At 74.8% G+C, this 20,494-nt stretch carries 22 protein-coding genes; 6 read left to right on the forward strand and 16 right to left on the reverse strand.

Going from position 1 to position 20,494, the window contains the following annotated elements:
* Window positions 1-40: 40 nt before the first annotated feature.
* Together H6H00_RS31265 and H6H00_RS31270 are read right to left on the reverse strand one after the other, a co-directional pair.
* Window positions 41-1,180 carry an HAAS signaling domain-containing protein gene (locus H6H00_RS31265; protein WP_185719214.1) on the reverse strand — a complete coding sequence of 380 codons (1,140 nt, stop codon included), beginning with the start codon at window positions 1,178-1,180 and terminating at the stop codon, window positions 41-43.
* A complete protein-coding gene (locus H6H00_RS31270; protein ID WP_185722913.1) occupies window positions 1,177-1,494 on the reverse strand; it encodes a PadR family transcriptional regulator in 318 nt (105 codons plus the stop codon). The genes H6H00_RS31265 and H6H00_RS31270 overlap by 4 nt, the downstream gene beginning before the upstream one ends.
* Before the next feature lie 113 nt (window positions 1,495-1,607).
* On the opposite strand from H6H00_RS31270, the gene H6H00_RS31275 reads away from it, so the two are divergent.
* Window positions 1,608-2,642, forward strand: coding sequence for a magnesium and cobalt transport protein CorA (locus tag H6H00_RS31275; RefSeq protein WP_185719216.1), 1,035 nt, complete (start codon window positions 1,608-1,610; stop codon window positions 2,640-2,642).
* Here the strand turns inward: H6H00_RS31275 and mutM are convergent, their stop codons facing one another.
* From mutM to coaD, 7 genes are all read right to left on the reverse strand, one after another.
* Complete coding sequence (gene mutM / locus H6H00_RS31280) at window positions 2,643-3,497, reverse strand: bifunctional DNA-formamidopyrimidine glycosylase/DNA-(apurinic or apyrimidinic site) lyase (RefSeq protein ID WP_185719218.1); 855 nt, start codon at window positions 3,495-3,497, stop codon at window positions 2,643-2,645.
* A 7-nt stretch (window positions 3,498-3,504) separates the two neighbouring features.
* Window positions 3,505-4,248: a ribonuclease III gene (gene rnc / locus H6H00_RS31285; RefSeq protein ID WP_185719220.1), complete on the reverse strand. Its 744-nt coding sequence runs from the start codon at window positions 4,246-4,248 to the stop codon at window positions 3,505-3,507.
* 13 nt (window positions 4,249-4,261) lie between these two features.
* Window positions 4,262-4,444 carry a 50S ribosomal protein L32 gene (rpmF, locus tag H6H00_RS31290; protein ID WP_185719222.1) on the reverse strand — a complete coding sequence of 61 codons (183 nt, stop codon included), beginning with the start codon at window positions 4,442-4,444 and terminating at the stop codon, window positions 4,262-4,264.
* 40 nt (window positions 4,445-4,484) lie between these two features.
* Window positions 4,485-5,054, reverse strand: a complete 570-nt coding sequence (locus H6H00_RS31295; RefSeq protein WP_379540025.1) for a YceD family protein — start codon at window positions 5,052-5,054, stop codon at window positions 4,485-4,487.
* A gap of 50 nt (window positions 5,055-5,104) precedes the next feature.
* Window positions 5,105-6,211, reverse strand: coding sequence for a MinD/ParA family ATP-binding protein (locus H6H00_RS31300; protein WP_255425481.1), 1,107 nt, complete (start codon window positions 6,209-6,211; stop codon window positions 5,105-5,107).
* 47 nt (window positions 6,212-6,258) lie between these two features.
* Window positions 6,259-7,002, reverse strand: coding sequence for a DivIVA domain-containing protein (locus H6H00_RS31305; protein ID WP_185719224.1), 744 nt, complete (start codon window positions 7,000-7,002; stop codon window positions 6,259-6,261).
* Between the two features lie 76 nt (window positions 7,003-7,078).
* A complete protein-coding gene (coaD, locus tag H6H00_RS31310; RefSeq protein WP_185719225.1) occupies window positions 7,079-7,561 on the reverse strand; it encodes a pantetheine-phosphate adenylyltransferase in 483 nt (160 codons plus the stop codon).
* 55 nt (window positions 7,562-7,616) lie between these two features.
* Here coaD and H6H00_RS31315 point away from each other — a divergent pair, with 55 nt between their 5' ends.
* Window positions 7,617-8,372 carry a dienelactone hydrolase family protein gene (locus H6H00_RS31315; RefSeq protein WP_255425482.1) on the forward strand — a complete coding sequence of 252 codons (756 nt, stop codon included), beginning with the start codon at window positions 7,617-7,619 and terminating at the stop codon, window positions 8,370-8,372.
* On the forward strand, window positions 8,369-9,112 hold the full coding sequence (locus H6H00_RS31320) for a sulfite exporter TauE/SafE family protein (protein ID WP_185719226.1): 744 nt from the start codon (window positions 8,369-8,371) through the stop codon (window positions 9,110-9,112). The genes H6H00_RS31315 and H6H00_RS31320 overlap by 4 nt, the downstream gene beginning before the upstream one ends.
* Here the strand turns inward: H6H00_RS31320 and rsmD are convergent.
* Both rsmD and H6H00_RS31330 read right to left on the reverse strand, forming a co-directional pair.
* A complete protein-coding gene (gene rsmD, locus H6H00_RS31325) occupies window positions 9,106-9,687 on the reverse strand; it encodes a 16S rRNA (guanine(966)-N(2))-methyltransferase RsmD (protein ID WP_185719227.1) in 582 nt (193 codons plus the stop codon). The two genes, H6H00_RS31320 and rsmD, sit on opposite strands and share 7 nt — an antisense overlap.
* A gap of 16 nt (window positions 9,688-9,703) precedes the next feature.
* Window positions 9,704-13,081: a pyruvate carboxylase gene (locus H6H00_RS31330; protein WP_185719229.1), complete on the reverse strand. Its 3,378-nt coding sequence runs from the start codon at window positions 13,079-13,081 to the stop codon at window positions 9,704-9,706.
* 96 nt (window positions 13,082-13,177) lie between these two features.
* On the opposite strand from H6H00_RS31330, the gene H6H00_RS31335 reads away from it, so the two are divergent.
* A complete protein-coding gene (locus tag H6H00_RS31335; protein WP_185719231.1) occupies window positions 13,178-14,032 on the forward strand; it encodes a hypothetical protein in 855 nt (284 codons plus the stop codon).
* 76 nt (window positions 14,033-14,108) lie between these two features.
* The gene (locus H6H00_RS31340; protein ID WP_185719232.1) at window positions 14,109-14,450 is read left to right on the forward strand and encodes a DUF3040 domain-containing protein; all 342 of its coding nucleotides are present in this window, start codon (window positions 14,109-14,111) and stop codon (window positions 14,448-14,450) included.
* 3 nt (window positions 14,451-14,453) lie between these two features.
* Here H6H00_RS31340 and recG read toward each other — a convergent pair whose 3' ends face one another.
* Both recG and H6H00_RS31350 read right to left on the reverse strand, forming a co-directional pair.
* Window positions 14,454-16,619, reverse strand: a complete 2,166-nt coding sequence (recG, locus tag H6H00_RS31345) for an ATP-dependent DNA helicase RecG (RefSeq protein ID WP_185719234.1) — start codon at window positions 16,617-16,619, stop codon at window positions 14,454-14,456.
* Window positions 16,616-18,214 (reverse strand): DAK2 domain-containing protein, encoded by a 1,599-nt coding sequence (locus H6H00_RS31350; RefSeq protein WP_185719235.1) that lies wholly within the window; start codon window positions 18,212-18,214, stop codon window positions 16,616-16,618. The genes recG and H6H00_RS31350 overlap by 4 nt, the downstream gene beginning before the upstream one ends.
* A gap of 108 nt (window positions 18,215-18,322) precedes the next feature.
* Between H6H00_RS31350 and rpmB the strand changes: the two genes are divergently transcribed.
* Window positions 18,323-18,517: a 50S ribosomal protein L28 gene (gene rpmB, locus H6H00_RS31355; RefSeq protein ID WP_185722917.1), complete on the forward strand. Its 195-nt coding sequence runs from the start codon at window positions 18,323-18,325 to the stop codon at window positions 18,515-18,517.
* 103 nt (window positions 18,518-18,620) lie between these two features.
* On the opposite strand, the gene H6H00_RS31360 is transcribed toward rpmB, so the two are convergent.
* From H6H00_RS31360 to H6H00_RS31370, 3 genes are all read right to left on the reverse strand, one after another.
* Window positions 18,621-19,217 carry a TetR/AcrR family transcriptional regulator gene (locus H6H00_RS31360; protein WP_185719237.1) on the reverse strand — a complete coding sequence of 199 codons (597 nt, stop codon included), beginning with the start codon at window positions 19,215-19,217 and terminating at the stop codon, window positions 18,621-18,623.
* 71 nt (window positions 19,218-19,288) lie between these two features.
* The gene (locus H6H00_RS31365) at window positions 19,289-19,966 is read right to left on the reverse strand and encodes a uracil-DNA glycosylase (RefSeq protein ID WP_185719239.1); all 678 of its coding nucleotides are present in this window, start codon (window positions 19,964-19,966) and stop codon (window positions 19,289-19,291) included.
* Between the two features lies 1 nt (window position 19,967).
* Window positions 19,968-20,492 (reverse strand): gamma carbonic anhydrase family protein, encoded by a 525-nt coding sequence (locus H6H00_RS31370; RefSeq protein WP_185719240.1) that lies wholly within the window; start codon window positions 20,490-20,492, stop codon window positions 19,968-19,970.
* Window positions 20,493-20,494: the final 2 nt, after the last annotated feature.

A 20,494-nucleotide genomic window follows, 5' to 3' on the forward strand; every position in this document is an offset into this window, starting at 1 on the left:
CCGGCGGAGCCCCCGCGCCGCCGGCCGCCCGTCGCGGGCGTCACCCGGTGGGTGGCGCCTGGACCGTGGGGGCGGCGGGTGCCGTCGTCAGGGGCACGGCCGTGGTCGGGGCCGTGGTCGGGCCCGCCGTCGGCACCGCGACGACCAGCGGCCCGGCCGGCACGAGCACGCAGGTACCGGTGTCCGCGTCGTAGCGCGGGGTGCCCCGCGGGTAGGGCTGCACCGGGCGCTCCCGCACGGAGTAGCCCTCCCCGACCGCGCACTCCGCGCCGCCGGAGACGTCGATCGGCCGCCCGTCCTGATCGAACAGGTACACGCCGGAGAGCGGCTGACCGGCGGCGTCGACGGGACGGATGTCCTCGATCGGGCGCTCCCCGTCCTGCCAGAGGCCGGGCAGGTAGGGCGAGGAGTAGCCGCTCTGGTCGACCGACGAGGACGGGCCGACCCACAGGATCCCCGCGACGGCGACCACCGCGGCGAACGCGTTGAGCGGCACGACCGGCCACAGCAGCCTGCGGTCGGTGCGGGAGCGGAACCCGAGCCACACCGACACCGGCGCGAGGACCAGCGCGAGCAGCACCGTCGGCACGATCCCGCCGCCGAGGAGGGCGCCGACGACGAGCGCGGCCGCGACGACCGCGCGCAGCAGCCACCACGCCGGCTGCAGGCTCGCGAGGAACGCGGACGCCCGGCCCGCGGCGGAGCCGGGCGGCGGCTGCGACTCCCGGAACCGCCGGACCGCGGGCAGTGCGGCGACCCGGGCGACCCGGGGGCCCGCGGACACGACGACCGGCAGGGCGACGAGGACCAGCAGCACCGCGAGGACGATCAGGAGCAGCGCCACCTCGGGCTGGAACGCCGCGAGACCGGCCAGCACCACCAGCACCGGCGTGACCACCAGCACGGCGAGCGCGAACGTCGCGCCGCCCGTGCCCGCGGGGGCCGTCGCGATCGCGGCGGTGGGCGCGGCGGGGTAGCCCGCCGCCGTGCGCAGCTCGGCCGCGTAGGCCTGGGGCGGGCCGAGGCGGGCGACGAGGTCGTCGTCGGGATCCAGCTCGGCCAGGTGCGCGCCGACGTCGTCGAGGATCTCGGTGACCTCGCCGGCCGGCAGGTCGGCGAGCGCGGCCCGCAGCCCCGCGAGGTACTCCTGCTGCGCTGCCCCGTGCACGTCGGCGGTCATCCCCCCACCAGCCCTTCCATCGTCCCGGCGAACGCGCGCCAGGCCTTCGTCGACTCCGTCAACCGGTCGCGCCCGTGGGCGTTGAGGCTGTAGTACTTGCGGTGCGGGCCCTCCTCGCTCGGCACGACGTAGGAGGTGAGCAGCCCGGCGTTGTAGAGGCGGCGCAGCGTCCCGTAGACCGAGGCGTCGCCCACCTCCTCCAGCCCGGCCGCGCGGAGACCGCGCAGCACCTCGTAGCCGTAGCCGTCCGCACGGTCGAGGACCGCGAGGACGGCGAGATCGAGCACCCCCCTGAGCAGCTGCGTCGGATCCACGTCACGCACACTACTACGCAGCGCGCAGTAGTGCGACAGGCGCACCACCTCCGCGCTGCGGACGACGATCACGCGCGGATATCCTGCGGTCCGACCGCTGGTGAGGAGCACGCATGTCCGTCGTGGACAACGCCATCTACGTCGACGGCAGGCGCGCCGTGGTCCCGACGTCGCTCGACCACACCTTCGACGAGCTCAAGGCCTGCCCCACCGACGGCCACACGTTCTGCTGGATCGGCATGCTGCGGCCGAGCGGCGAGGAGATCCAGGCGGTCGCCGAGGAGTTCGGGCTGCACAGCCTCGCCGTCGAGGACACCGTCACCGCCCACCAGCGCCCCAAGCTGGAGCGCTACGGCGACCTGCTGTTCGTGGTGCTGCGCCCCGCCCGCTACGTCGACGCGGTCGAGGTCGTGGAGATCGGCGAGGTGCACCTGTTCGTCGGGCCGGACTTCGTCATCACCGTGCGGCACGCGGAGGAACCCGACCTCGCCGCCGTCCGCAAGCGCCTGGAGGCCGATCCCGACCTGCTCCACCACGGCCCGCACGCGGTGCTCTACGCCGTGCTGGACAAGGTCGTCGACGACTACGCCCCCGTGCTCGACGGGCTGCAGGACGACATCGACGAGATCGAGGTCCAGGTCTTCGGCGGCGACCCCGGCGTCTCCAAGCGCATCTACACCCTCACCCGCGAGGTGATCGAGTTCCAGCGCGCGGTGGAGCCGCTGCAGGAGCTGTTCACCGAGCTGCGCGAGCGGCTCAAGGAGAACGCGGGCGCGTCCGACCTGGAGCTGCGCCGGGCCCTGCGCGACGTCGCCGACCACGCCACCCGCGTCATGGAGCGCATCGAGGGGTTCCGGCAGCTGCTCACCAACATCCTCACCGTCAACGCCGCGCTGGTCGGGCAGCGGCAGAACGAGGAGATGGCCCGCATGACCCAGGCGGGCTACGACCAGAACGAGCAGGTCAAGCGCATCTCGTCGTGGGCGGCGATCCTGTTCGCCCCCACGCTGGTGGCGTCGATCTACGGCATGAACTTCGACGTCATGCCGGAGCTGCACTGGGCGCTGGGCTACCCGTTCGCGGTGCTGCTCATGGTGCTGCTGGGTACCGGCCTCTACCTGAGCTTCAAGCGCCGCGGCTGGCTCTGATCAGAGCCCGCGGGGCCGGGGTTGGCAGCGGGGGCAGCTGAAGCTGCTGCGGTTCATGAAGCTCTCCCGCCGGATCGGGGTGCCGCAGCGGCGGCAGGGCCGGTCGGCCTGGCCGTAGGCGTCGAGCGAGCGGTCGAAGTAGCCCGAGGCCCCGTTGACGTTGACGTAGAGCGCGTCGAACGAGGTGCCGCCGGCGTCCAGCGCCGCGTCCATCACCTCGGCGGCCGCGGCCAGCACGGTCCGGCCCTGCGCCCGGGTCAGCTTCTCCGTGGGCCGCTCGCCGTGCAGCCGCGCCCGCCACAGCGCCTCGTCGGCGTAGATGTTGCCGATGCCGGAGACCACGGTCTGGTCGAGCAGCGCGCGCTTGAGCCCGGTGCGGCGGCGGCGGATCCCGGCGACGGCGGCGTCGAGGTCGAACGCGGGGTCCATCGGGTCGCGGGCGATGTGCCCGACGGGTTCGGGCAGCCGGTCCGGCCCGACGACGGGGTGCAGCGACAGCCCCCCGAACGTGCGCTGGTCGACGAACCGCAGCTCCGGGCCGCCGTCGGCGAACCGCAGGCGGACGCGCAGGTGCTTCTCGTCGGGCCGGCCGTGGTCGGCGACGAGCATCTGCCCGCTCATGCCCAGGTGGGCGAGCAGCGCCTCGTCGCCGTCGAGGTCGAGCCACAGGTACTTGCCGCGGCGGCGCGCCGCGGTGATCGTGCGGCCGGCGAGGCGGGCGGCGAAGTCCGGGCCGCCCGCGACGTGCCGGCGGACCGCCCGCGGATGGGCGACGTCGACGGCGGCGACGGTGCGGTCCAGCACGTGGTCGGCCAGCCCGCGCCGGACGACCTCGACCTCGGGGAGCTCGGGCACGCGCGCGTCAGGAGGCGGCGGAGCTGCCGGTGGCGGCCTCGGCCGTCAGCGTGCGCCAGGCCAGCTCGGCGGCCTTCTGCTCCGCCTCCTTCTTCGTGCGCCCGTCGCCGGAGCCGAGGTCGCGACCGGACACCACCGCGGTGGCGGTGAAGACCTTGAGGTGGTCGGGCCCGTCCTCGGTGATGCGGTACTCGGGCACGCCGAGGTCGGCGGCCGCGGTGAACTCCTGCAGGCTCGTCTTCCAGTCCAGGCCCGCGCCGAGCAGCGGGGCGCCGACGAGCAGCGAGTCGAACAGCCGGTGCACGACGTCGCGCGCCGTCTCCAGGCCGTGGTCGAGGTACACCGCGCCGATCAGCGCCTCGGTGGCGTCGGCGAGGATGCTCGACTTCGTGCGCCCGCCCGTCATCTCCTCGCCGCGGCCGAGGTAGAGGTAGGCGCCGAGCCCCTCGGGGCCCATCGTCTCGGCCACACCGGCCAGCGCGTGCATGTTGACGACGCTCGCGCGCAGCTTCGCGAGCTGCCCCTCCGGCAGGTCGGGGTGCTCGAGGTAGAGCCGCTCGGTGACGACGATCGACAGCACCGAGTCGCCCAGGAACTCCAGGCGCTCGTTGGTGGGCAGCCCGCCGTTCTCGTAGGCGTAGCTGCGGTGGGTCAGCGCGAGGACGAGGAGGTCCTCGCCGAGCCCGACGCCCAGCGCACGGAGCAGGGGCCCACGGTCCTCCGTGGGCCCCTGCTGGCCGTGTCCTGACACGAGGATCCGGGGATCAGGCCGGGCTGACGACCTGGCGGCCGTCGTACTGCCCGCACGTCGGGCAGGCGACGTGCGGCGGCTTGACGGCACGGCAGGCGCGGTTCGAGCAGGCGGCGAGCGTGGGGGCAGTGGCCTTCCACTGCGACCGACGCGAGCGCGTGTTCGACCGCGACATCCGGCGCTTCGGAACGGCCACGATGAATCTCCTAGCAGTGCTCGATTTCCGACTGGGGGTCTCAGTCGGCAGGCAGGCGCTCACGCAGAGCGGCCCAACGAGGGTCAAGTGTCTCATGCCCGTGGTCGGGCGCGAGGTCGGCCCACTTCTCGCCGCACTCGACGCACAGCCCGGCGCAGTCCGGGCGGCACAGCGGCGACAGCGGCAGGTCCAGTACCAGGGCGTCGCGGACGATCTGCTCGACGTCGACCTGGTCGTCGGCGACGCGCGGGAGCTCGTCGGCGTCGGTCGTCTCGTCGGTGACGCTGTCGGGGTAGGCGAACAGCTCGGCCAGCTCGACGGTGATCTCGTCGGTCAGCGGGTCGAGGCAGCGCGCGCACTCCCCCTCCAGCGACGCGTGCGCCGAACCGGAGACGTAGATGCCCTCGGTGACCGACTCCAGGCGGACGTCGAGGTCGACGGGGCTGCCCTCGGGCACGCCGATGGTCTCCAGGCCGAGCCGCTCGGGCTCGCCGGGTGCGGGGACGGTGCGGGTGTAGGACTTCATGGCGCCCGGTCGGCGCCCGAGCTCCCGGGTGCCGAAGACCCAGGGGCTCACGGGGCCGCGGGACGCGGGACGGTGTGCGCTCACCGCACCCAGGGTAGGCCCCCGCGCGACCGGGTACCGACCGGCGGCGCCCGTCAGTGCGGCGAGCCCTGCGCGGGCGGGCCCGGCGGGAGTGGACCGGGCGGCGGGGGCGGGCCGTCCGCCACCGACCGGTCGAAGCGGTCGGCGACCAGCGCGGCGAGCCCGAGGAACGCGTCGCGGGTACGGGGCCGCAGCCGCCCCAGCTCGACGCGGCCCCCGGTGGCCAGGTGCGGGTCGTGCGGGATCTCGACGACGGCGCGGCAGCGGGCGGCGAAGTGCTCCCGGATGCGCCCGGCGTCGACCTCGTCGCTGGTGCGGTCGCACGACAGCACCACCACGGCGGTGCGGGCGAGGTCGGGGTGGCCGTGGGCGAGCAGCCAGTCGAGGGTCTTGCTGGCCCGGCTGGCCCCGTCCACGGTGGGTGCGCCGACGATGATCACGCTGTCGGCCAGCGTCAGCGTGCCCTCCATCGCCGAGTGCACGAGCCCGGTGCCCGAGTCGGTGATGACGATGTTGAAGTACCGCGACAGCGCCGCGCTGATCTGCTCGTACTCGGTGCGGCTGAACGCGTCGCTCGACGCCGGGTCCTGTTCGGACGCCAGCACCTGCAGCCGTCCGGCGAGGCTGGTGTAGCGGGTGATGTCGGCCCAGGAGTGGATGCGGTCGATGTCGCGCAGCAGCTCCCGGACGGTCACCGAGGACTCGCCGGTGAGCCGGTCGGCGAGCGTCCCGGCGTCGGGGTTGGCGTCGAGGACGACGACCCGGTCGCCGCGGTGCTCGGCCAGCGCCAGCCCGAGGCACGTGGCCACGGTGGTCTTGCCGACGCCGCCCTTGATCGAGGTGACGGCGATGCGGTGCGTGGTCGACAGGGGCCGCCGCAGCCGGTGCACCAGCACCCGGCGGGTGCGCTCCAGCTCGCTCGGGCCCGGGTTGACCAGCCCGCCGCTGAGCCGGTGCACCACGGAGCGCCAGCCCTCCCGGGGCACGTCGGCGCGGCGGCGCACGATCATGTCGTCGGTGAGCTCACCGGCGGTGTGCCCGCCGTCCCCGAACCGCGTCTCCACCGCATCCCCCGCACCCGGCCCGCCCGGTGCGCGCTGCAGGCGATGCCCGTAGCGCTCCCACCAGCCCGCGGGGTCCGGTTCGACCCGTCGCGCCATGGCACGCAGAGTAGCGTGATCAACCCGGTGCGTGGCCGGGTTCGGGATCAGTCGATCAGGTCCATCCCGGTGCCGGTGCGGCCGTAGCCGGGGGCGGGCTGGCCCGGGGCGCCCTTGCCGCGCCAGAGCTGGCTGCGGCCCTGCCCGACGGTGCGCAGCGCCTTGCCCAGCGTGTCCTCGAACTCGGCGAGCTTCGCGTCGACGTAGGCGTCGCACTCCCGGCGCAGCCGCTCGGACTCGGCCTCCGCCGCGTCGACGACCCGCGCCCCCTCGGCGTGCGCGGTGCGCACCACCTCGGTCTGCGACACCAGCCGCGCCTGCTCGGCGAGCCCGTCGGTGGCGTACCGGTCGTAGGCGGCGCGCCCGGCCGCGTCGAGCCGCTCGGCCTCGGCGCGGGCCCGGTCGGTCAGCTCGGTGTACTGCCGGCGCCCCTCCCCCACCGCGCGCTCGGCCTCGTGGCGGGCCTGCGCAAGGGTCTGCTCCGCCTCGGCGCGCGCCTCCTCGACCAGCCGCGTCGCCTCGGCGTGGGCGTCGGCGAGCATCTGCTCGGCGTCGGACTGGGCACCCGATCGGGCCGCCTCGGCCTCCCGCTCGGCCTCGCCGACGATGTCGTCGCGGCGGTCGAGCACGTCCTGGGCGTCGTCGAGCTCGCCGGGGAGCGCCTCCCGCACGTCGTCGAGCAGTTCGAGGACGTCGCCGCGGGGGACCACGCAGTTCGAGGTCATCGGGACGCCCCGCGCCTCCTCGACGACGGTCACCAACGCGTCGAGTGATTCGAAGACCCGGTACACGCGGGCATCCTCCCACCGGGACACCGCCGGACGGCGTATTGGGCCCGGCCCCGCGTGTCAAGTTCCGATCGGGTGATCAGGCCCGTTCCGCGATGCGCTCCAGCAACCGCTGGTGTACCGCCCCGGGCAGCAGGTGGGCGACGTCGCCGCCGAAGGTGGCGACCTCCTTCACCAGCGAGCTCGCGATGAAGCTGAACTCGGGGCTGGTGGGCATGAACAGCGTGTCGACGCCGGAGAGGCGGTGGTTCATCTGCGCCATCTGCAGCTCGTAGTCGAAGTCGGACACGGCACGGATGCCCTTGACGATCGCGCGGATGTCCTGGGCCAGGCAGTAGTCGACGAGCAGGCCGTGGAAGGAGTCGACGCGGACGTTGGGCCACTGCTGCGCCTGCTCGGTGAGCATCTCGATCCGCTCCTCGAGCGTGAACATGCCCTTCTTGGACTTGTTCACCAGCACCGCGACGACCACCTCGTCGAACAGCGGGGCGGTGCGCCCGATGATGTCGAGGTGACCGTTGGTGACGGGATCGAACGAACCGGGGCAGACCGCGCGCCTCATGCCCGGGACCCTACCCGCCGGGCACGACCCGGCCGTGCGGAGTAGAAATCGACGCGTGCCCGTACTCGATCACGTCGTGACGACCGCCGACGGCGACTGCCCCGTGACCCTGCACCTGCCCGACGAGGGCTCCGGTCCGTGGCCTGCGGTGATCCTCTACCCCGACGCGGGCGGCACCCGCGAGACGATGCGCGCGATGGCCGACCGCCTCGCCGCCACCGGTGACGGCTACGCCGTGCTGCTCCCCGACGTCTACTACCGCACGCCCGGCTGGGCGCCGTTCGACCTGGCCACCGTCTTCACCGAGGACGAGGAGCGCGGGCGCCTGATGGGCATGGTCAAGAGCGTGACCGCGGCGCACTACCGCACCGACGTCGACGCGTACCTCGACTTCCTCTCCGCCGCGTCGGAGGTCTCCGGCGACGCCGTCGGGACCACGGGGTACTGCATGGGCGGGCGGGCCTCGCTGATCGTCGCCCCGCACCGGCCGGACCGGATCGCCGCCACGGCGTCGTTCCACGGCGGCGGGCTGGCGTCGGCCGAGGACCCGGACAGCCCGCACCTGAGGGCGGGCGAGATCCGCTCCACCGTCTACGTCGCGGGCGCCACCGACGACGGCTCCTTCGACGACGCCGCGCGCGACCGGCTGGAGCAGGCCCTCTCCGCGGCGGGCGTGACCCACACGATCGAGACCTACCCCGCCGCCCACGGCTTCGCGGTGCCCGACAACCCCACCTTCGACGAGGACGCGGCCGCGCGGCACTGGGCGGCGCTGGAGACCCTCTACGCGGAGGCCCTCCCCCGCGCGTGACCGTCCTGCTCCTGGTCGTCGCCGGGTTCGCCGCGGGGCTGTCCGGGTCGATCGCCGGGCTGGCGTCGCTGTTCTCCTACCCGGCGCAGCTCGCGGTCGGGCTGCCCGCCGTCACGGCGAACGTCACCAACACCGTGGCGCTCGCGTTCTCCACCGTCGGGCAGGTCGCCGGGTCGCGCCCGGAGCTGACCGGGCAGTGGCCGGTGCTGCGCCGCCTCGCCCCGATCACGCTGGTCGGCGGCGCCACCGGGGCCGCGCTGGTGCTGGTGACGCCGCCGGAGACGTTCGAGCGGATCGTGCCGTTCCTCGTCGGCGGGGCGGCGGTCGTCCTGCTGTTCCAGCCCCGGATCCGGGCGGCCGCCGAGCGCCGCGGGGCGCCCGAGGCCGGGCCGTCCGTGCTCGTCGGGATGTTCCTGGTCGCCGTCTACGGCGGGTACTTCGGGGCCGCGGCGGGCGTGCTCATGCTCGCGCTGGTCCTCATCGGGCTGCCGGTGTCGCTCGCCCGCGGCAACGCGCTCAAGGCCGTGCTGCTGGGGATGGCGAACGCCGTGGCCGCGGTCGGGTTCGTGGTGCTCGGCGTCGTCGCGTGGTGGGCGGTGCCGCCGCTGGCGATCGGGGTGGCGCTGGGCGGCTGGTGCGGTCCGCAGATCGTGCGCCGGCTGCCCGCGGGGCCGCTGCGCGTCGGCATCGCGCTCGCCGGGCTCGGGCTCGCCGTCGGGCTGGCCGCGCAGGCCTACTGAGCCTCCCCGGCCCGGGGTTCACCGGTGAACAGCACGGTCTCGCCGTAACGCCGCCGGCGGACCGCGACGAGCGGGTCGGGCCAGGCGAACGACCCGCCGTCGCGTCCCCGCCCGGCCCGGCGCTCCACGACGACGAGGGCGTCGGCCGCGAGCCACCCGTGCCCCGCGGCCGCGGACAGCCAGCGGGCGACCTCGTCGTCGGGGACGTCGTAGGGCGGGTCGACGAGCACCACGTCGTACGCCCGCGGGGCCGCGGCGCCCAGCACGGTGCCCGCCGGCGCCACCCGCACCTCCGCGCCGGGCAGCCCGAGCTCGGTGACGTTGCGCCGCAGCACGGCCGCCGCCCGCCGGTCGGACTCCACGAGCAGCGCGTGCGCCGCCCCCCGCGACAGCGCCTCCAGCCCGAGCGCCCCCGATCCCGCGCACAGGTCGAGCACCGCGGTGCCGTCGAGGCCGGGGTCGTGCTCCAGCGCGCTGAACAGGGCCTCGCGGACGCGGTCGGACGTGGGCCGGGTGCCCGACGGGGGGACGGCGAGCCGCCGCCCGCCCGCCGTGCCGGCGATGACCCGGGTCATGCGGCGCCGCCGCCCGTCACTCCAGCTCCAGCAGCAGGTCGCCGCCCTCCACCTGCTGGACCTTGCCGATCGCGAGCCGGCCCACGGTGCCGCCCTGCTGCGCGGTGATCGAGGCCTCCATCTTCATCGCCTCGATGGTGGCGACGGTCTGGCCGGAGGAGACCGCGTCGCCCTCCTCCACCTGCAGCGTGACGACGCCGGCGAACGGGGCCGCGACGTGGCGGTCGTTGCCCCGGTCGGCCCGCTCCGCGGCCTTGACGTCGGTGGAGACGGACTCGTCGCGCACCGCCGTCGGCCGCATCTGCCCGTTCAGGGTGGCGAGGACGGTGCGGTAGCCGCGCTCGTCGGGCTCGGAGATCGCCTCCAGCTCGATGAGCAGCGTGACGCCCTGCTCCAGCTCGACGATGTGCTCCCTCTCGGGCTCCAGCCCGTAGAGGAAGTCCTTGGTCGAGAGCACCGAGGTGTCGCCGTAGGCCTCCTGGTGGGCCTCGTACTCCTTCGTCGGCGCCGGGAACAGCAGCCGGTTCAGCGTGACCCGGCGCTCCTCGCGCAGCCCGCGGCGGTCCTCGATCGACAGCTCGACGGTCTCCTTCTCCGGTGAGCGGCCCTCCAGCGCGCGGGTGCGGAACGGCTCGGGCCAGCCGCCGGGCGGGTCACCCAGCTCGCCGCGCAGGAACCCGATCACCGAGTCGGGGACGTCGAACTTGCCCGGCTCGGCCTCGAAGTCGGCCGCCTCCACCCCGGCGCCGACGAGGTGCAGCGCGAGGTCGCCCACCACCTTCGACGACGGCGTGACCTTCACCAGCCGCCCCAGCATCCGGTCGGCCGCCGCGTACAGGTCCTCGATCAGCTCGAAGCGGTCGCCCAGGCCGAGCGCGATCGCCTGCTGGCGCAGGTTGGACAGCTGCCCGCCGGGGATCTCGTGGTGGTAGACCCGCCCCGTCGGCGACGCCAGGCCCGACTCGAACGGCGCGTACACCTTGCGCACGGCCTCCCAGTACGGCTCCAGGTCGCCGACCGCGGCCAGCGAGAGCCCGGTGGCGCGCTCGGTGTGGTCGGTGGCCGCGACCAGCGCCGACAGCGACGGCTGCGACGTCGTCCCGGCCATCGACGCGACCGCCGCGTCGACCGCGTCGACGCCGGCGTCGATCGCCGCGACCAGCGTGGCGAGCTGGCCGCCCGCGGTGTCGTGGGTGTGCAGGTGCACCGGCAGGTCGAAGCGCTCGCGCAGCGCGCCGACCAGCTTCTTCGCCGCGGGCGGGCGCAGCAGCCCGGCCATGTCCTTGATCGCGAGCACGTGCGCGCCCGCGTCGACGATCTGCTCGGCCAGGCGCAGGTAGTAGTCGAGCGTGTAGAGCTGCTCGCCCGGCTCGGACAGGTCGCCGGTGTAGCAGAGCGCGACCTCCGCGACCGCCGTCCCGGTCGCGCGCACCGCGTCGATCGCGGGACGCATCTGGTTGACGTCGTTGAGGGCGTCGAAGATCCGGAAGATGTCCATCCCGGACGCCGCGGCCTCCTCGACGAAGGCGTCGGTCACCTCCGTCGGGTACGGCGTGTAGCCGACGGTGTTGCGCCCGCGCAGCAGCATCTGCGTGCAGATGTTCGGGACGGCCTCCGACAGGGCCGCGAGCCGGTCCCACGGGTCCTCGTTGAGGAACCGCAGCGCCACGTCGTAGGTGGCGCCGCCCCAGCACTCCAGGCTGAGCAGCTCCGGGGCCGTGCGCGCGACGTACGGGGCGACGGCGAGCAGGTCGCGGCTGCGCACGCGGGTGGCCAGCAGCGACTGGTGGGCGTCGCGGAACGTGGTGTCGGTGACGGCCACGGCCGTCTGCTCGCGCAGCCGCCGCGCGAACCCCTCCGGTCCCAGCTCGCGCAGCTGCTGGCGCGAGCCGGCCGGGGCGGGCGTGGACAGGTCGCAGGCCGGGAGCTTGTCGACGGGCTCGACGACCTCGGGCCGCGCCCCGTTCGGCCGGTTCACCGTGATCTCGGCCAGGTAGTTGAGGATCCGCGTGCCGCGGTCGGCGGGCCGCCGCGCGCTGAGCAGCTGCGGGCGCTCCTCGATGAAGCTGGTGGTGACCCGCCCCTCCTGGAAGTCCGGGTCGGCCAGCACCGCGGCGATGAACGGCAGGTTCGTCGACACGCCGCGGATGCGGAACTCCGCGATCGCCCGCCGGGCGCGGCGCACCGCGTTGGGGAAGTCGTGGCCGTTGCAGGTGAGCTTGACCAGCATCGAGTCGAAGTGCGCGCTGACCTCGGCGCCGGTGTGGGTCGTGCCGCCGTCGAGGCGCACGCCCGGCCCGCCCGGGGAGCGGTAGTTGCTGATCGTCCCGGTGTCGGGGCGGAAGCCGTTGGCCGGGTCCTCGGTCGTGACGCGGCACTGCAGCGCGGCACCGGTGCAGGTGATCTCGTCCTGGGTCAGGCGCAGCTCGGGCAGCGTCTTCCCGGACGCGATGCGCAGCTGGGCGATGACCAGGTCGCGGTCGGTGACCTGCTCGGTGACGGTGTGCTCCACCTGGATGCGCGGGTTCATCTCGATGAACACGTGCTCGCCGCGCTCGTCGAGCAGGAACTCCACCGTGCCCGCGTTGACGTAGCCGATGGCCTTCGCGAACTTCACCGCGTCGTCGCAGATCCTGGCCCGGATCTCCGGGTCGAGGTTCGGGGCCGGCGCGATCTCGATGACCTTCTGGTGGCGCCGCTGCACCGAGCAGTCGCGCTCGTAGAGGTGCGCGACGTTGCCCTCGGCGTCGGCGAGGATCTGCACCTCGATGTGGCGGGGGTTCACCACCGCCTGCTCGACGAACACCGTCGCGTCGCCGAAGGCCGACTCCGCCTCGCGCATCGCCGCCTCGACGGCGTCGCGCAGGTCGCCCGGCTCCTGGACGCGCCGCATCCCGCGCCCGCCGCCGCCCGCCACGGCCTTCACGAAGACCGGGAAGCCGATCTCGTCGGCCGCGGCCACGAGCGCGTCGACGTCGGTGCCCGGCTCGGAGGACTCCAGCACGTTGACGCCGGCCTCGCGGGCCGCGGCGATCGCGCGCGACTTGTTGCCCGTCAGGTGCAGCACCGACGACGGCGGCCCGACGAACGTGATCCCCGCGTCGGCGCACGCCTGCGCGAGGTCGGGGTTCTCCGACATGAACCCGTAGCCCGGGTAGATCGCGTCGGCCCCGGCCTTGCGCGCCGCCGCGATCACCTCGTCGACCGACAGGTAGGCGCGCACGGGATGCCCCGGTTCACCGATCTGGTAGGACTCATCGGCCTTCGCCCGGTGCAGGGAGTTGCGGTCCTCGTACGGGAACACCGCGACGGTCGACACCCCGAGCTCGTACGCGGCCCGGAACGCCCGGATCGCGATCTCTCCGCGGTTCGCGACCAGCACCTTGCGGAACACGGCGGCCCCTCTCGTGATCGTTGGTGCGCAGAACCTACCCGGGCGCACCCGATCGGACCCGTGGGAATCTCACGATGGATCGGGTACCAAGGAGGTGTGGGACACCGCCGGCACTCCACCCGACACGACGCGAGGCGTCATCCCGCGGCGTTCGCCGAGGGCAGGCGGCTGCGCCACGACGCGGAACGCCGGCGTCGCGAGCGGCACCTCACCCGGCGCCACCGCCCGGTGTCCCGCCGGGTGCTGCCGTGGCTGCTGCTCATGCCGTTCCTGTTCACCGGGGTGCTCTCGGTCGTCGCGCTGGTGCTCGCCACCACGTTCGCGATCGGCCTGACGGTCGCCGCCGCCGCCCCGCTCCTGCTCGCCGGCGGGATCGCGTTCCACGTCGTGCGGCGCCGGTTCCGGGCCCGCTCGGCCGGCACGGCCCCGCTGCCCGCCCGTCCCGCGGCCCGCCGCCGGCCCGACCTCGTGTGGGGCCACGCGCGCGACCGCTTCCGCACCCTGGCCGCCGCGTACGCCGCCCACGAGTGCGACCCGATGGCGGTGCTGCGCCTGCCCGCGCTGTCCGACGTCACCGTCCCGAGCACCGGCCGGTTCGTGGACGCCTTCGCCCACGCCCAGGCGCTGGAGTCCGACGCCTACCCCGGCGACGACCACGCCGGCCGGTTCGTCACGGCCGTCGACGCCGCGGAGCGCGCCTGGCGCGCCGCCCGCGGGGCCGCGGAGCGCATCCGGCTCGCCGGGCTGACGCCGGCCGAGCGCTCCACGGTGGAACGGGTGATCAAGCTGCTCACCACCGCCCGCGACTCCGACCACGAGCCCGAACGGCTCAGCGCCTACGCCCTCGCCCGCGCCGAGCTCGCGAAGCTCGACGCCGCCGGCACGATCCACCTGCCCCGAACCGCCCGTGCCGCCCTGGACGACGCCTCCCGGGGAGCACTTCCCGCCTGACCCATCGGGGTTGAAACGGTCCCGGACCGGACACCCCGTACGCGAGGCATCCCCTCACCGACCACGGAGGACCCCCATGCCCCTCACGCCCCGCGAGCAGAAGGCGCTGGACGCCATCGAGCAGGAGTTCGCCCAGCAGGACCCCGATCTGGCCGCCACGTTCGACGGCGCCCGGCCCGGCCGGGGTGCGCTGCCGTTCTGGCTGCCGCTGTCCTGGATCGCGCTGGCCGCGCTCGTCCCCGTGCTCGTGGTGCTCGCCGGCGTGCACGCGCTCGTCCCGGAGCTGCCCGCGCTGCTGACCGGCGTGCTCACCGTCGTCCTCGCCGGCGGGTGGGTCGTGTTCGCCGTCCGCACCGGCACGTCGCACCCCACGCCCGCCCCGAGCCCGACCGGTGGGTCCACCGACGTGCGGGTCTGAGCCTCAGACCTTGTCGAGGTACTCCGCCCGGTCGTCGGTGACGACCTCGCCGACCAGGGCGGCCAGGCCGGGGCTGTGCACGAGCCCCGGGTCGTGGGCCACGAGGTCGGCCGCGTAGACCTGCGCCTTCGCGATCACGTCCTCGTGCTTGAGCAGCGACAGCAGCCGGAGCCCCGAGCGGCGCCCGGACTGCAGCGCGCCCAGGACGTCGCCCTCGCGGCGCAGCTCCAGGTCGAGCCGGGCGAGTTCGAAGCCGTCGGTGGTGCCCTCGACGGCGGCCAGTCGCTCGCGGGCGGCCGTGGCCTCGGGCATCTCGGTGACCAGCAGGCACACCCCCGGCGCCGACCCCCGGCCGACGCGCCCGCGGAGCTGGTGGAGCTGGGACAGGCCGAAGCGCTCGGCGTCGAGGATGACGATCGCGGTGGCGTTGGGCACGTCGACCCCCACCTCGATGACGGTGGTGGCCAGCAGCACGTCGAGCTCGCCGCGCTCGAAGGACCGCATCACGGCGTCCTTCTCGTCCGACGGCAGCTTGCCGTGCAGGATCCCCAGCCGCAGGCCCTCCAGGGCGCCCTCGGCCAGCCGCGGGGCGATGTCGAGGACGGCGAGCGGCGGGCGGCGGGCCTCGTCGCTCGCGTCGTCCGGCGGCGGCTCGGAGTCGTCCTCGGCCCTGGCGCTCTCCCCCACCCGCGGGAACACGACGTAGGCCTGGTGGCCCTTCGCCACCTCGTCGCGCACCCGGCGCCACACGCTCGCGAACCACTGCGGCTTCTCGGCCAGCGGCACCACGGAGGTGGCGATCGGTGAGCGCCCGCGGGGCAGCTCGCGCAGCGAGGACACCGTGAGGTCGCCGTAGACCGTCATCGCGACCGTGCGCGGGATCGGGGTGGCCGTCATGACCAGCATGTGCGGCGCCCGGTCCCCGCGCCCGCGCAGCGCGTCGCGCTGCTCCACGCCGAACCGGTGCTGCTCGTCGACGACGACGAGCCCGAGGTCGGCGAACCCGACGCGGTCCTGGATCAGCGCGTGGGTGCCGACCATGATCCCGGCCTCGCCGGACTGCGCGTCGAGCAGCGCCTGCTTCTTCGCCCGCGCCCCCAGCGACCCGGTGAGCAGCGTGACGCGGGTGGCCCGCTCGGCCGCCCCCAGCTCGCCGCCCTGCGCGAGCGGGCCGAGCATCGCCCGCAGCGACCGCGCGTGCTGCGCGGCGAGCACCTCGGTGGGCGCGAGCATCGCCGCCTGCTGCCCGGAGTCGACGACCTGCAGCATCGCCCGCAGCGCGATGATCGTCTTGCCCGCGCCGACGTCGCCCTGCACGAGCCGGTTCATCGGGTGGGCGCGCCCGAGGTCGGCCGCGACCTGCGCCCCGACCTCCTGCTGCCCCGCCGTGAGCGTGAACGGCAGCGCGGCGTCGAACGCGTCGAGCAGCCCCCCGGCGACGGGCGGGCACCGCGGCGCCGGCCGCGCGGCGGTGGCCTGGCGGCGCAGCGCGAGCGCGAGCTGCACGCCCAGCGCCTCGTCCCAGACCAGGCGGTGGCGGGCGGCGTGGATGTCGGCCTCGACCTCCGGCACGTGGATCCGCCGCAGCGCGCGCCCCAGCTCCGTCAGCTTCTCCCGGTCGCGGATCTTCGGGGGCAGCGGATCGGTCGGGTCGTCGAGCATGTCGAGGACGATCCGCACGCACTTCGCGATCACCTGCGAGCCGAGCTTGCCGGTGGCCGGGTAGACCGAGAGGAACGGGCGGACCTCGTCGGTCTCGTCGAGCGGCTCGAACTGCGGGTGCGTGAGCTGCAGCTTCTGGTTGAACATCCCGACCTTGCCCGAGAACACCGCCCGCACGCCGGGGTACACGAGGTGCTTGACCTTGTGGGCGTTGAAGAACGTGCAGTCGAGCGAGCCGCCCGACTCGTCGCGCAGCACGACCTGCAGCATCGTGCCCCGCCGCGCCCGCATCTCGCGGGTGGTGGTCTTCTCCACCTGCGCGACGAGCGTGGCGTGCTCCCCCAGCTCCAGCCCCGTGATCGGCGTGAGCTTGCCGCGGTCGACGTAGCGGCGCGGGTAGTGCCGCACCAGCTCGCCGACGGTGCTGATCTCCAGCTGCGCGGCCAGCAGATCGGCCGACTTCCGCCCGATCAGCGGCTCCAGCGCCGAGTCGAGATCGACGTTCACTCCACTCCCAACACGATCGGATGGTCGGTCTGCCCGCCCCGGTGGACCACGACGTCGACCTCGGGGTGGGTGCGCCGCAGGTCGGCGGCCAGTCCCTCGCCCAGCTCGTCGGCGGCCCCCTCCCCGAGCAGCGCCGTGACGATCTCGCCGCCCGCGGTGAGCATGCGGTGAGCCAACCACAGGGCACCGACAGCCAGGTCCGGCGCGATGAGCACGACCTCGCCGTCGGACAGGCCCAGCACCTCGCCGGGCTCGCAGCGCCCCACCCACGTCATCGCCTCGGTCTCGGCGACGACGAGCGACGCGGTGCGGGTGAGCGCGGCGGCCTCCGCCATCGCGACGACGTCGTCGGCCGCGCGCCGCTCCGGGTCGTGCACCGCGAGCGCGGACAGCCCCTGCAGCACCGACGCCGTGGGCAGGACCTGCACCTCCTGGCCGTCGCGCCGGGCCGCCGCCGCGGCGCGCTCCGCGACCTCGTAGAGCTCGATGTCCGACGGCAGCAGGACGACGTGCCGCGCGCGGGTGGCGACCAGCGCCCGGTGCACGGCCCCGTCGTCGACGGCGTCGGCGCGGGCCAGCACGTCGGCCCCCGCCGACCGGGCCAGGTCGGCCAGCTCCGCCCCCTCCGCGACGAGGACGACGGCGCGGCGGCGGTCGAACCGGTCGGGGGCCGGCGCGAGCTGGTCGGCGAAGCGCACCACGGTGATCCGGTACGGCCGCCCGGCGACGACGCCCGCCTCGATCGCCGCCCCGACGTCGGTGCAGTGCACGTGGACGTTCCAGGTGCCCGCCCCGTCGCCGACGACCGCCACCGAGTCGCCCAGCTCGTCGAGCTCCCCGCGGAGCACGGCGACGGCCTCGTCGGGGGCGTCGAGCAGGTACATGACCTCGTAGTCGAACGCCGAGCTGCCCGACTCCCGCGCGGCGACGAGCGCGTCGCGGCCGCGGGTGGGCCCCCGCTCCCCCGCCGGCTCGGGCACCCCGACCCCGGAGCGGCCGCTGGCCAGCGTCGCGAGGGCGTCCAGGACGAGGTAGAGGCCCATGCCCCCGGCGTCGACGACCCCGGCGCGGGCCAGCTCGGGCAGCTGCCCCGTGGTCTCGCGCAGGGCCTCGCGGGCCGCGTCGGCGGCCGCGACGGCCACGGCGTCGAGCCGGTCGGAACCGACCGCAACCGAGGCGACGGCGGCCGCGGACAGCACCGAGAGCACCGTGCCCTCGCGGGGCCGGGTGACCGCGGCGGTGGCGAGCCGGTGCGCGCGGCCCAGCCCGTCGGCCAGCACCTTCCCGCCCGCGGACGGCCCGGCCTTGGCCGCGACGGCGTCGGCGACCCCGCGCAGCACCTGGGAGAGGATCACGCCGGAGTTGCCGCGGGCCCCGATCAGCGCGCCGCGGGCCAGCGCCGCCGCCACCTGCGGCTCGCCCCGGCCGACCGCGTCGAGGGCGGCCCGCATGGTGAGCAGCAGGTTGGTGCCGGTGTCGCCGTCGGGCACCGGGAAGACGTTGATCCGGTCGATCTCCGCGCGGTGCCGCTCCAGCGACCCCACCGCGGCCTTCGCCCAGCCGGTGAGCAGGGCGGCGTCGAGGATCGGGGGCACGTCGGCGAGCGTAGTGACCGGGGGGTGTGCGCCGCCCGGGACGCCGCAGGTATCCTCGTGATTCACGACCGGGGCATCCCGGCGTTTCCCCGATTCGAGGAGTTCGACGTGGCTGCCGTCTGCGACGTCTGTAGCAAGGGTCCGGGCTTCGGCATGTCCGTCTCGCACTCGCACCGCCGCACCAACCGCCGCTGGAACCCGAACATCCAGACCGTTCGGGCCCGTCTCACCACCGGTGGCAACCGTACCCGCCTCAACGTGTGCACCTCCTGCCTGAAGGCCGGCAAGGTCGCGCGCGCCTGAGCGCACACCGACGCACCGACGACGGCACCCCCGCCACGGCGGGGGTGCCGTTCGCCGTCTGCGGGGCGGATCAGGCCGGGACGACCGTCGTGCACGGGCGTGCTCATGGGGACTCCTGGACGGGGGTGGGGACCGGGTCAGCGGGTGGGCCGGGCGGGACCGGGGCCTGCCGCAGCAGCCCGGGCAGGTCGGTGCCGCCGGTCCGCAGGCGGGCGTGCAGCAGCAGCGAGCCCAGGGCGGAGAGCGTGAGGTGGCGGGCGCGCGCCGCCGGGTCCCGGCTGGGCCGCACCGTGCCGGCCGCGACACCCGCGGCCAGGTAGCCCTCGGCGTCGGACACCATCTGCTCGACGAACGCGGCGGCCAGGTCCCCACCGGCCTGCAGCGCCTGCAGGACGTACGCGGCGAGCCGGGCGTGCTCCTCGACGGCCGCGAGCCGGGCGAGTGCCGCCGCCGGGCTGCCCGTGACGGCGTCGGTCTCGGCCTCGCGGATCCGGCGCAGCACGTGCTCGTCGCACGCGGCGCGCAGCCCGTCCTTCGGCCCGAAGTGGTGGTTGAGCACGCCGGGGCTGACCCCGGCCCGGGCGGCCACGGCGCGCACCGGCGCGTCGAACCCGGTGCTGCCGAACACCTCGACCGCGGCGTCGCGGATGCGCGCGCGGGCGGTGAGGTCTCCGGTGCCGGCCGCCGGTGCTGAACGCATGTTCAGCGCGTGTTCAGTGCCGCGGCAAGGGCCGTTCCCCGCGGCCGGTCCGGGCGGCGGGCCGCCCGGCGCTACGGCAGCTTCCAGTCGACGGGTTCGCCGCCGATCTCCTCGAGCAGGTCGTTGGCGCGGCTGAACGGCTTGGAGCCGAAGAACCCGCGGTCGGCGCTCATCGGGCTGGGGTGGGCCGACTCCACCAGCGGCACGTCGACGAGCAGCGGGGCGAGGTTGCGGGCGTCGCGGCCCCACAGGATCGCCACCAGCGGCTCCCCGTCGCGGTCGACGAGTGCGCGGATCGCCTGCTCGGTGACCTTCTCCCAGCCCTTGTCCCGGTGCGATCCCGGGTTGCCCGGCTCCACCGTGAGCACGCGGTTGAGCAGCAGCACGCCCTGCTCGGCCCACGGCGTGAGGTCGCCGGTGGCCGGCGTCGGGTGGCCGAGGTCGTCGCTGTACTCGCGGAAGATGTTGGCCAGCGAGCGCGGCACCGGCTTCGTCTCCGGCGCCACCGAGAACGACAGCCCGATCGCGTGCCCCGGCGTCGGGTACGGGTCCTGGCCGACGATCAGCACGCGCACGGCGTCGAAGGGCTGGGTGAAGGCGCGCAGGATGTTCGCCCCGGCCGGCAGGTAGCGCCGCCCGGCCCCCATCTCGGCGCGCAGGAACTCCCCCATGTCGGCGATCACCGGGGCGACGGGCTCCAGGGCCTGCGCCCACCCCGCCTCGACGACCTCGTGCAACGGCTTGGCCATCTCAGCCCTCCAGTCGACGGAGCTCGGCGCGGAACCGCTTCCCGCGACGGACGTAGGACGTGGCGGCGTAGGCGGTGGCGTCGGCCGGCACCTCGAAGCCCTCGCGCACCCGCGCCGGGATCCCCAGCGCCATGGTCCGCGGCGGAATCTGCGCCTTCGGCGACACCACGGCCCCGGCGGCGACGATCGCGCCCTCGCCGACCGTGGCCCCGTTGAGCACCACCGACCCGGACGAGACCAGCGCGCGGTCGCCGATCGTGGCGCCCTCGATGTGCACGTTGTGGCCGACCGTCACCTCGTCGCCGATGATCGTCGGCCGCTCCAGCGTGGTGTGGATGATCGACCCGTCCTGGATGCTCGTGCGGGCGCCGACGACGATGTGGCCGTCGTCGCCGCGGAGCACCGCCGTGGGCCACACCGACGACTCGGCGCCGATCGTCACGTTGCCGATCACGACGGCGTCCGGGTGGACGTAGGCGTCGGGATGGATGTCGGGCTCGACGTCACCGAGCGCGTAGAGGGGCACCG

The sequence above is a fragment of the Pseudonocardia petroleophila genome (genome assembly GCF_014235185.1).
Classification (GTDB): Bacteria; Actinomycetota; Actinomycetes; order Mycobacteriales; family Pseudonocardiaceae; genus Pseudonocardia; species Pseudonocardia petroleophila.